The sequence below is a fragment of the Clostridium sp. genome (genome assembly GCF_051650885.1).
Classification (GTDB): Bacteria; Bacillota; Clostridia; order Clostridiales; family Clostridiaceae; genus Clostridium.
Genome location: NZ_JBOFRG010000035.1, coordinates 1 through 11,712, shown reverse-complemented (window position 1 = coordinate 11,712; position 11,712 = coordinate 1). Strand labels below are relative to the sequence as shown.

Here is an 11,712-nt window from a genome sequence, read left to right as displayed (position 1 = left end):
ATTATCTAGACAGTGCTATTGCATTTGTTGAAAATCTTAGAATGGTTATGGATAGAAAAGGTGAATACAAGAGATTCACTAAAAAAGAAGTATTAGAAATTAAACCAATGGAAGAAGAAATAAGAAAATCAAGCTTTATAAATGTAAGAAACTTCTTAAGACAATTTGATATTGGAGAAGAAGGTGTAGAAGAAGAAATATTAGAAATGTATGATAGATATCAATTAAGTACAGATTCAGAAAAAGCAGTAATAAGGCATATAGATAAAAACTATGATATGCCTGATTCTATGAAAGAAGAGCATAGCAGAGAAGTACTTAGAGTGTTTAATAATATGCCAAATTGGAAGCTTAAAGGCTTTAGCAAAAATGAAGTAGAAAATAAAAATTATAAAACTATAAATGAAATCAAAAGAAAAAGAAGTGAAATTTGTAGTTGTGGTAGTAAAAAGAAATTCAAGGAGTGTTGTGGAAAAACTGTAATACAAGTTGATTTTAAAAAATAAATTTTGAAAAGCAAAGGAGAAAAGGGGATGACGGGAAAATGTTATTTTTGTGGTAAGGAAGTTACAGGAGGAACTGCTAAAAGGCATGCAAAGACATGTAAGGCACTTCATGAAAGAGAGATAAAAAAAGGGAAAGAAGAAAGAAAAGGGTTCATTATAAAAATAACTGATAAATATGTAAAAGATTATTATATGTATATTATGATGGATGCAAGTCTTAGACTAGAAGAGTTAGATAGATTTTTAAGGGATATATGGTGTGAGTGTTGTGGACATTTAAGTGCATTTAGAATTGATGAAGAGTGTTATAATTCCTATGCAGAGGAATGGGAACCAGATTTAAACATTAGATTAAGAGAAGTATTGATGGTAGGAGGCAAATTTACTTATGAATATGATTTTGGTACATCTACTGACTTAATGGGTGAAATTGTTGAAGAGGTAGTATTAGGGAAAGATGAGCCGCAAATAGAAATTATTATAAGGAATAATAAGATTGGTAGAACAAACTCACCAAGAGAAGGTGAATGTGGATATACTGGTGATTTAAATGCAGAAAAAAGATATTTACCAAATAATAAAACAAAGTTAATAACAAAAGCAAAGTTAGATAAAGAGATAGAAAACAGAAAAGATATTGAGGATGAGGACATATATGGTAATGAGGCAGGCAGAAATATTGAAGATATGTTTGAAAATATGTTTAGAGAAGTTTTTGAAGATGAATTTTCAAGAAGAGAGGTAGAAAAAATTGCTAGGAAACTAGAAAAAAGGGTTTCACGTAGTATGAAGAGAAAGACAAGTTGGAGTCTAGAAAAATTAATAGAAGATAGAACAAAAGATGAGATAAAAGACTTATTAGACATACTTGAAATAAGATATAAAAAAAGTGAAAAGAAAGCTGATTTAAAAGAGAAGTACTTGAAAAATTGCACGGAAAGTTATAATAAAATCTTTAGGAATATTTCAGAGTCGATGTATAATGATTTATTAACTTTAAAGAATAATAGTTATATGGTGAAAGCTGAAAATATTGATATATTTGAAAATATAGCAATAATGGAGGGAATTGGAATTTCATATCTGGCAAAAGATATAGAAAAGGGAATGAATATCTTTGTTCCTAAAGAACTAATAGAAATAATAGAAGATTTTGAATTTGATATAGAGGAAATGAAGAAGCATAAACAAATAATAGAATTTATAAGAGGTCTAGTTAGGGTTTATGGTGTAATAGAAGAAAATGATGTCATGGATTCACTTAAAGAATATGAACTTGTAAATGAAGATATGGGTGTAGAAGAGTTAGAACTTATAATGGGAATGGAAATAGAGATTGATGAGATTATGTATGTAGACAACTTCATAATAAATAAGGAAGTGACATGTATAGAAGAAGTTATTGAAATAGTTGATGCAGATGGTGATTACAAAAAGTTTTCAAAAGATGAGATATTAGAGAGTAAATCTATAGATGAAATGATACATGGGAAAAAGTTTAAAGAATTAAGAGAATTTTTTGCACAATTTGATATGAATGAACAAGAAAAACATCAAGAAATAAAATCTTTATATTGCATGTATCAATTAGAATCTAGAGATGAAATTAGTGAGCATATAGATGATACCTATGGAATGCCGGACTATGCAAAAAAAGAATTTGAAGCACGCATAATAGAAACATTTAATAAAGTACCATGTTGGAAGTTAAAAGGATTTAGCCAAAATGAGCTTAAAAATAAAAATTATGAAGTTATAAATAGTGTAAAAGTAGGCAGAAATGAAGAATGTCCTTGTGGAAGTGGGAAAAAATTTAAAAAGTGTTGTGGGAAAAATGTAATAGAGGTTGATTTCACAAAGGTTAAATAAGAATCAGTTAAGAAGTAATAAGTTAGAGTGAACAGAGAAGTTAAAAACATTATCAGGTGGTGTTAAAGATAAATTAAAGGAGATGTAAAATGGTTAAGAACATAGTAAAAGATATAATATTTCTATCTCAAAAATCTACAGAAGCAACTAAAAGTGATATGCAAGTAGTTAATGATTTAGAAGATACTTTAAAAGCAAACCTAGAAGGATGCGTGGGACTTGTAGCAAATGTGATAGGAGTTAACTAAAATAGGCAAGGATTCTCCCTCTTCTAAATGAAATGAAAGAGGGGAGGAATTGCCATTATTTTTCTATATTATTTTCAGTAAATTGTGATATGATATTAATATACTGAAAATATGAAAGGAAAATTGTAAAATGGAATTTGTTGTTACTGCAAAAGTTAAATTACTACCAAATGAAGAGCAAAAAGCACAACTTATAGAAACTATGAGTTGTATTAAATCTGCATTAAATTATACTTCTAAAGTAGCTTATAACAATAATTTGTTATCTTCTATGAAAAAATTACAAAACATTGTTTATAAAGAACTTAGAGAAATTTATAATTTAAAATCTCAAATGGCTTGTAACGTTTGTTCAGTAGTAGCAGGTACTTATGCAAGTATGAAAGCTAATAAAGAAAACACTTTAGCTTTATACAAAAAATCCAAATTACAATATTCCTATAATAGAGACTATTCATTCCTATCGAACGGATTAATTAGCATAGGAACAGTTAATAAAAGAATTAAATTACCTTATACAACAAAAGGATTAGAACATTATTTTGATGGCTCTTTTAAGTTTGGAACTGGAACTTTAGTTTATAAGAAAGGTAAATTTTTTTTACATATTTCTGTAAAAAAAGAAATCCAAGAACCAAATAATATATCTAATATTGTTGGTGTTGATTTAGGTATGAGATTTTTATTAACTGCAACCGACTCTAATAATAATCATTTATTTATAAATGGAAAACAAATAATCTCTAAAAAAGCTAAATTCTTAAAACAACGTAAAGACTTACAATCTTTAGAAACAAAATCTGCCAAAAGAAAACTTAAAAAGCTTTCGGGTAAAGAAAACCGTTATCAAACCAATGTTAATCATTGTGTTAGTAAGGCACTTATAGGTTTTGCTAAAAAAGACAGTCTAATTGTCTTAGAGGATTTAACTAATATTAATATAAATACTAAGATACACCATAATTATCGCTACTATCGTATGAGTTGGGCTTTTGCTCAATTAAGACAAATGATTGAATACAAAGGACTAATGAATGGTATTAAGGTCATAGATGTAGATCCTAAATTCACAAGCCAAAAATGTCCTAAATGTGGCTATACCCATAAGGACAATAGAGATAAAAAGACTCATACTTTTATTTGTAATTCTTGTAATTACAAGTCTAATGATGACAGAGTTGGTGCATTAAATCTTAGGCAGATGGGAATTGAGTATCATCATAATAATTCCATGAAGGAAACTAATTAAGTATATCTTAGTTAGATAGGGGTGTTGTCAACCACCCTATGGTATCCTACGTTTGAGGAAGGAGCTTAAACAATAAGTGTTTGTACTTCGTGTAGTAGAGTTACAAGCTCCCACTTCTTCATGTGGGGGTAGTTGACCATGAGGTAGATCATTTTGAAGAGATAATTATATAAAATAAAGGGTATTTTGAGAATATGAAGATAGATAGGTTAATTTCAATAATTATGGTATTAAATAATAAAGAAAAGGTAACGGCCAAAGAACTTTCAGAAAAATTCAATGTGTCAATTAAAACTATAACAAGGGATATGAGAACAATAGAAGAGGCAGGAATTCCTATAATATCATATCAAGGATATGATGGAGGTTATGGAATAATAGACACATATAAAGTGAATAAAGCTTCTATGACAAAAGGCGAAGTAGCACTTTTAAAAAGTTTATTAGATGGAATAAATGAAACTTATAAAAATAAAGAAGTAATATCACTAATAGATAAATTTTCACTGGTTGAAGAAGAAAATAAAAATAATTTCCTTATAGATTTTTCAAAATGGGGAAAAGGAAAAGAAATAACAGAAAAAATAAATCTTTTAGACCATGCTATAAATAAAAATAATTATATAGAATTTGAATATAGCAATATGAATGGAGAAAAAACTAAAAGAAAAGTAGAAGGATATAAAATTATCTTTAAAGCACTTCATTGGTATATCTATGCCTATTGTTTAGAGAAAAAGGAAATGAGAATATTTAAATTAGATAGAATAAAAAATTTGAATATTTTAAAAGAAAATTTTGAAGAACGAGAAATAGAAACTGAAAATTTATTTAAAGAGGAAATAGAAAAAATAGAGATAAAATTAAAGGTAAGTAAAGAAATAAAAAATGCTATAGAAGAAAATTTTTCAGATTATGAAATTTTAAAAGAAGAAGAAAATGAAATGATTATAAAAGTAAAATTTCCTTATAGTAGATGGATTGATAGTATGATTTTAGGATTTGGAGATAAACTAGAAGTTTTAGAACCAATTTTCCTAAGAGAAAAAATAAAGAAAAAAATTTTTAATATGCAAAAAAGATATGAGTAATAGGACATAAAGATGTCTTATTACTTATTTTAATATATAGGTAAGAAGTTAAAAGGAGTGAGAAACATGGTTATAACAAAAGTAGATTTAAAAAAAGTAGACAAAGAATTATTTAATGTGAAAAAAGGTGAGTTTAAAAAGGTATATTGCGACAAAGCATACTATATTGCAATTGATGGAATGGGGAATCCTAATGAAAATGAAGAGTACTTAAATAAAGTTGTATCTCTTTATAAAATTGCATATGGAGTGAAAATGGAATACAAAAAGAATGGAAAAGACTTTGTAGTAATGCCCTTAAGTGGACTATGGTGGTCAGATGATTATAGAAATTTTATTCAAGATAAAAAAGAAGAATGGAAATGGACTATGATGATACAATTGCCAGAGTTTGTAGAGAAAGAAGATATAGAAAAAAGAAAAAAAGCTTTAGAAAAAGATGAATTATATAAATATATAAGGGAAGTAAGACATGTTGAATACACAGAAGGAGAAGCGTATGAAACTTTATATATAGGACCATATAGCGAAGAAGGGGAAACAGTCCAAAAACTTCATGAAGAGATTATTGAAAATGGATACAAATTAAGAGGGAAACATCATGAAATATACTTAAGTGATCCAAGAAAAACTGCAAAAGAAAAACTTAAAACAATAATAAGACAAGGAATTGAATAAGAGAAAGGTTACTGTCAACTGATGGTAGCCTTTTTCTGAAAATAAAAGCAAAATGTGTAGGGAAGATTTTTTATTAGAATATAAAAAAAGAGAGATGGATATATATGAAAAGAAGAGTAATAAAAAGGGGACTTAAATTTGAAAAAGATATTAGTGCTTGGACTAGTGATAGCAATTGGACTTGGATTAAGTAGCTGTGGGAAAAGTGAGACAATAGAGGAGGTTATAAAAAAAGAAGATAATACATTAGTTATTGTAAATAATTCAAATGAACTTTTTGAAAAAAGAGCAGATAAGGATATGGAAAAGGTGGCAGATAATGTAGACCCATTTAGTGTTTCATATGCACATAAACTTGAAACAACATTTGGGGTATCTAAAGATAGTAAAAAAATAATAGCAAAAACTAAGAAAGAAAATAGGGAGCTAGAGGTAGGAAAGACAAGGGGGAATAAATTTGGTTTAGCGCAAGGAGGGATGTATAAAAGCATAGAGCCATATAAAGTTTCAAAAGATGGAAGTATGGTTGTTATTTTAAATTCAGATAATGAATTGTATATGGTGAACTCTAAAGGAGAATTTCAGCTTATAGAAAAAATGAAGGCAGATTATGACTATAATACTTCATTTAATCTTAAAATATCAGATAATGGGGAGTATATCTATTTTTTAGATAAATTTAATACATTAAAAGTTATTAAGTCTGACTGGAAAGAAGCTAAAATACTTGATGAAAATGTAAGAAGTTTTAATATAAGTAGCGCAGGGAAAATAGTTTCATATGAGAAAATAGAAGAGGAAAAAAGTATTATATTAAATATTGAAAGTAATGAAAAAAAGATAGAAAATTACTCGTATAGTGAGATTGAGCTTGGGGACGATGGAAGTTATGAGATACAGAGAAATTATAATGAAATGCATGGGACATCTAGTATAACTTATGTAGATAAAGAGGGAAGAAGACATGAGTTAGGAGGAAATGTATTTACTGGAAATGGAATAGGGATAGCATGTAAAAGAATTGGAGATACAATATATTATAGTGAATTTGAAGAATGGGGAGAAGAAGAGAGTTATGAATCACGAGATACAGTAAAAAAATATGATTTGAATACTAAAAAAGCAGAAGCAGTAGAGGGGATAGGAAATAGATTTGTAGTAATGGATAAGGATATATTTTTTGTTGAAGATGGAAAGTATTTAAAACTAGAAGATGGAAGTGTAAAGTTAATAGATCAAGAGGCAGAAGAAATATCAGGACAGTATAAATTGATTCAGAGTGAGGAAGCTATTATATATTTATCTAAAGGTGGAAAGTTATTTGTAAATGATGAAGAAATTGAAAAAGAAGTAGTAAATGTTGTAGTTAGTAATGGAGACATAGCATATATAGATAAATTAGGAAAGGTTAAAGTGATGGATATAAAAACAAAGAAGATTGAAAATGAATTAGAAAAAGGAGATATCTATAGAGTTATTATGTATGGAACAGAATTATTATGGAAATCAGAAGAGTTAAATATAAATGATTATTCACAATAGTATTTATTAAAAGTTTTGCTTAGTAAAATTAATTTTTACTAGGCAAAACTTTTATTTTTAGGAGCAAATAGATATATTTAATTAAAGAAAGGTTAAAAGTAAATCCTTCATAACTAAAATCAAAAGTTTAAAGAGCTGGTAGAACACGCTTAATCCCTTTATGATTTTTCAGAGTTAATCCAACTAAAACTATTAAAATAGATTTTAATAAATCAGTTACTACAAAGGGAGCTACACATACAAGAATACTTTTGTAAATACTTGAATTTGTGATTAATGAAAATTGAAGTACTCCAATAGTGTATGTGATTAAAACACTAAAAATAATTCCAATAAATATCAAGGCTTTTTTATCAGTTCTTTCACTTATAAAGCCAATTATAAAGGCCATTATAGGGAATGATAAAATAAATCCACCTGTTGGACCTAAAATTATTCCAATTCCACCTGTAAAGTTTGCAAAGATTGGAGCGCCTATAGCACCAAGCATTACATAAATTAAAATACTAATAAATCCTTTTTTAGAACCTAATAAAATTCCACAAAGTCCAACACCTAGAGTTTGCATTGTTAATGGTACAGAACCTGGAAGTGGAATTGATATTTGTGCAAGTATAGAAACTATAGCTGCAAATAAAGAACAAATTATAAGATTTTTTGTTTTCATAAAAACTCTCCTTAAAAGTAATATATTTACATATTAATATTAAAAACTTTTATTGTCAACTAATTAAATTTAAGTGGGTGACAATTGGAACTGTAGAAAAATATTAAACAACAATAAATTATGTATAAAAAATGAACAAATATGGTATTATAAAAGGACAAGAAAAATAAATTTTTTGTAAAGGGAGTTTTAGAGAAGATTGAAATGAGAAAATATTATATATATGTGGTATTAACAAGAACAAATTCAGGGTTATCAAATGTAATTAAATTAGTTACAGGTGCTACTTATACTCATGCAGCAATTTCTTTAGATAAAAATTTAGATGAAATGTATGGATTTAGTAGAAAATATACTTATAATCCATTTATAGGTGTATTAAAAAAGGAAGATGTAACAGAAGGATTATATAAGCATCAAAAAAGATTGCTAGGAAAAATAATTGAATTAGAAGTTTCAAAAGAGCAATATAGAAAGTTCAGAAGTCTTTTTCAAGAATATATAGATAATAGACATAGGTATAAATATAACACAAGAGGATTATTTTATGGTTTATTAAATAAAGAAAAAGATATTCAGGACAGATTTTTATGTTCAGAATTTGTATATCATCTTTTGAAAGAGAGTAATATTTTAGATTGGGACAAGCCACCTAATTTAATAAGACCTCAAGATTTAACAAAGTTAAGAGGAAATAATTTATATGAAGGTGATTTGAAAAAGAGAAGACTAAAGTATTTAGGTGTAGATGTTAGAGAGAAAAAGAAATATCTATGTGAAATAGAGTTTGGAGTGGAAAGGGGAAATGAGGAAAGTGAATATAAAGAAAATGATTTTAGGAATTGGAATTACAGCGTTAGTATTTGGGGTAATGTTTACGGTTCTAAAAAAAGAGGATAAAGACGTAGCTAGCAGTAAAGTAGAGCAAGAAGAGGCTGCTAAAAGGGAAATTGAAGAAAAGGAAAAAAGAGAAAAAGAAGCTAAGAGATTAGAGGAAGAAAAAAAGCTTAATGAAGAAAAGAAAAAATTAGAAGAAAAAAAGAAGGCAGAAGAAGAGAAAAAACGTGAAGAGGAAAAGAAAAAGTTAGAAGAGAAAAGAAAGGCTGAAGAAGAAAAAAAGAAAGAAGATTTAAAGAAAAAAGAAGAAGCTAAAAAACCTGTAGCAGAGAACAAAGAAGAAGTGAAAAAGCCAGAAGTAAAGCCAGAGCAAAAGCCTGAAAAACCAAAAGTTAAAACTTTAGCTCAAAAAGTTGCAGAAACAAAAACAGCAAGTAGAACAAATCAAATAATAACAGTAATAGGTGGAAAAGTTTCCTTATGGAATAAAAGTGGAAATGAATTTAAAGAAACTATTAAAGTAAATGGAAGGCTTGGGTATGGAGGAATGACATCTGCTTCAAACAAGAGAGAAGGAGATGGAAAAACACCAACAGGAGTTTATCCAATTCTTTATGGATTTGGAATGGGTGGAAACCCAGGAACATCTTTTCAATATAGACAAATAACAGAGAATTCATATTTTGTAGATGATGTAAACTCCAAATACTACAATCAATGGTATGAAGGAACAGACCAAAAAGGTGAGCATATGATAGCTTTTCCAAAGCAATACAAGTATGGCTTAGTTATTGGATACAATATGAGCAATACAAAAGGAAAAGGTTCAGCTATATTCCTACACGCTAATGGAAAAGGCAATACAGCAGGATGTGTAAGCATTCCAGAAAATGAAATGCTTAGAATGATGAAAGAAGTAAAGCCAGGAGCACAAATAATAATAACAACAAGTGAAGACAACTTAAAAAATTACTAAAAAGTATTAAATCAAAGATATCCTAGCTAATAGGTAACATATTAATTAAAAAATGGAATTAGAACTCTATGATAAGAATCAGCTTTGTAAGAGGCTTGGTCTTGTCATAGAGTTTTTTGATTTAAAAAATAAATTATATACAAATGAATACTTGAAAAGAAAGATTAAATAGTATATATTGTAATTAATAAAACAATGTTACGTTAATAAGTAAAGATATAGACAGGAATTAAAGAGATAATAAAACAATGTGATGAGGTGTAAGAAGAAAATGGATATAAATAAGAAAATGAATATGGCGTTTAATGGTGTTGGAAGTATAGGGAGTGGAAAATATAATGAGGTTTCGATAAATGGTGTAGGAAAGTTAAATGGTGATATTGAGGGAACAAATATATCTGTAAATGGAACTTGTACAGGGAGTGGAAATGTTAAAGGGAAAGAAATATCTGTAGATGGATATGTGAATATAAAAGGGAGTCTTCAGTGTGAAAAGCTTTCTGCACAGGGAAGCCTTAAATTATCAAAAGAAGTAAAAGGTGAGATTTTAAAAGTTGATGGCGAAGTAAGGTCCTTAGGAAAGATAGAATTTAAAAGAATTGAAGGAATGGGAGGTATAATTACTGAAGGTGACTGCATTTGTGATGAAATTAAAACAGAAGGATTTATAAAAGTTCTAGGATTATTATCAGCAGATAATATAGAAATTATTTCAGATAGAAAATCAAGAATCAATAAAATTGGTGGAGAAAATATAAGAATAAAATTAGCTAGAAGAGAAAAATCTTTTATAAAAGATATGTTAAAAGGAAAAATTGAATGTGAAAGAATTGAAGGAGATACTATTTTTCTTGAAGGAGTTAAGGGACAAATAGTTAATGGGAAAAATATAACTATAGGAGAAGACTCTATTATAGAAGAGGTAAACTATAGTGAAAGTTTAGAAATAGAAAATGGTGGAATTGTAAAAAATAAAAATTATATAGGAGAAAAAATAAATGGATAATATAAAAATAATAGGGGAAGGCATAGTAGGAGAAGGAGAATTTGATAGCGTTAAGATAGTAGGCGAAGGGGAATTTATAGGAGAATGTACTACTAAAAAACTTAAAATTTGTGGAGAAGGAAAAGCAATAGAAAATCTTATCATAGATGAAGGAAAAATAGTTGGAAGCTTAAATTGCTTAAAAAACTTTAACATAAGAAAAAAATTAAAAGTGGCAGGAAATATAGAAATTACAGAAACATTAGAAGGGGAAGAACTTGAAGTAAGTGGAGAAGTAAAGGTTAAAAACGACTTTAAAATAAAAAAAAGCAAAATAAATGGAGAACTTACAGTAGAAAAAGACTGCATTGGAGATAGCTTTTATTTAGGTGGAGAAGCTCATATAGGAGGGCTTTTAAGCCATGATTATATAGAAATAAAGCTACTTGGAAACTCAAAAATAAAAGAAATTGGTGGAGAAAAAATAGTTATAAAGAAATATGAAAAACTATTTATAAATAAAAAAGGAACTCTAAATGTAGAAACTATAGAAGGAGACTATATTTATCTAGAAAATACAACATGCAAAGAAGTTAGAGGGGAAGAAGTTATCATAGGAGAAAACTGTATAATAGACTATGTAGAAGCAAAAGGAAATCTAAAAATTCACAAAGAAAGCAAGGTAAAAGAAAGCATATGGAAAAACTAATATCAAAAAAAGAACTTTTAGAAGAAACAAAAATATCATATGGACAACTATATAGATGGAAAAGAAAAAACATAATACCAGAAGAATGGTTCATAAAAAAAAGTGCTACAACAGGGCAAGAAACCTACTTTCCAAAAGAAAAAATGCTAAATAGAATAGAAGAAATAAAAAAACTAAAAGACATACTTTCTCTAGACCAGCTTGCAGAAAAATTCTCAGGAAAACTAAAAGACGGGTATATGACTAGAGAAACCTTAATAGAAAATAAAATAATATCAGAATATATATTAGAAAAATCATCAAAACTAATAGAAAAAAAAGAAAAATACAACAATGAAGAAATACTATATCTAAT

At 27.8% G+C, this 11,712-nt stretch carries 12 protein-coding genes and 1 pseudogene; 12 read left to right on the top strand and 1 reads right to left on the bottom strand.

All coding sequences use genetic code 11. The features are described 5' to 3' along the window. The 7 genes and pseudogenes from ACRC28_RS01255 to ACRC28_RS01225 all read left to right on the top strand — a co-directional run. The coding region (locus ACRC28_RS01255) for an SEC-C metal-binding domain-containing protein (protein ID WP_438541639.1) at positions 1 to 506 on the top strand (506 nt) is incomplete at its 5' end. Positions 507 to 533: 27 nt separating this feature from the next. Then, positions 534 to 2,375, top strand: a complete 1,842-nt coding sequence (locus tag ACRC28_RS01250; RefSeq protein WP_438541638.1) for an SEC-C metal-binding domain-containing protein — start codon at positions 534 to 536, stop codon at positions 2,373 to 2,375. An 89-nt stretch (positions 2,376 to 2,464) separates the two neighbouring features. Beyond that, a pseudogene (locus ACRC28_RS01245) lies at positions 2,465 to 2,617 on the top strand (peptide deformylase); the annotation flags it as partial. 136 nt (positions 2,618 to 2,753) lie between these two features. Then, positions 2,754 to 3,872, top strand: coding sequence for an RNA-guided endonuclease InsQ/TnpB family protein (locus tag ACRC28_RS01240; protein ID WP_438541637.1), 1,119 nt, complete (start codon positions 2,754 to 2,756; stop codon positions 3,870 to 3,872). A gap of 194 nt (positions 3,873 to 4,066) precedes the next feature. Further along, the gene (locus ACRC28_RS01235) at positions 4,067 to 4,963 is read left to right on the top strand and encodes a helix-turn-helix transcriptional regulator (protein ID WP_438541636.1); all 897 of its coding nucleotides are present in this window, start codon (positions 4,067 to 4,069) and stop codon (positions 4,961 to 4,963) included. A gap of 66 nt (positions 4,964 to 5,029) precedes the next feature. After that, positions 5,030 to 5,641 (top strand): GyrI-like domain-containing protein, encoded by a 612-nt coding sequence (locus tag ACRC28_RS01230; RefSeq protein ID WP_438541635.1) that lies wholly within the window; start codon positions 5,030 to 5,032, stop codon positions 5,639 to 5,641. A 138-nt stretch (positions 5,642 to 5,779) separates the two neighbouring features. Beyond that, the gene (locus ACRC28_RS01225; RefSeq protein WP_438541634.1) at positions 5,780 to 7,183 is read left to right on the top strand and encodes a hypothetical protein; all 1,404 of its coding nucleotides are present in this window, start codon (positions 5,780 to 5,782) and stop codon (positions 7,181 to 7,183) included. 127 nt (positions 7,184 to 7,310) lie between these two features. On the opposite strand, the gene ACRC28_RS01220 is transcribed toward ACRC28_RS01225, so the two are convergent. Then, entirely contained in the window at positions 7,311 to 7,850 is a 540-nt protein-coding gene (locus tag ACRC28_RS01220) for a biotin transporter BioY (protein WP_438541633.1), read from the bottom strand. Positions 7,851 to 8,054: 204 nt separating this feature from the next. Between ACRC28_RS01220 and ACRC28_RS01215 the strand changes: the two genes are divergently transcribed. From ACRC28_RS01215 to ACRC28_RS01195, 5 genes are all read left to right on the top strand, one after another. Further along, on the top strand, positions 8,055 to 8,750 hold the full coding sequence (locus ACRC28_RS01215) for a hypothetical protein (RefSeq protein ID WP_438541632.1): 696 nt from the start codon (positions 8,055 to 8,057) through the stop codon (positions 8,748 to 8,750). Beyond that, entirely contained in the window at positions 8,665 to 9,663 is a 999-nt protein-coding gene (locus tag ACRC28_RS01210) for a L,D-transpeptidase family protein (protein ID WP_438541631.1), read from the top strand. Before ACRC28_RS01215 ends, ACRC28_RS01210 begins: the two co-directional genes overlap by 86 nt. Positions 9,664 to 9,934: 271 nt before the next feature. Then, the gene (locus ACRC28_RS01205) at positions 9,935 to 10,669 is read left to right on the top strand and encodes a hypothetical protein (protein WP_438541630.1); all 735 of its coding nucleotides are present in this window, start codon (positions 9,935 to 9,937) and stop codon (positions 10,667 to 10,669) included. Further along, complete coding sequence (locus ACRC28_RS01200) at positions 10,662 to 11,357, top strand: hypothetical protein (protein ID WP_438541629.1); 696 nt, start codon at positions 10,662 to 10,664, stop codon at positions 11,355 to 11,357. Before ACRC28_RS01205 ends, ACRC28_RS01200 begins: the two co-directional genes overlap by 8 nt. Beyond that, positions 11,345 to 11,712: DUF4004 family protein (locus ACRC28_RS01195; RefSeq protein ID WP_438541628.1), on the top strand; the 368-nt coding region annotated here is incomplete at its 3' end. The genes ACRC28_RS01200 and ACRC28_RS01195, both read left to right, overlap by 13 nt.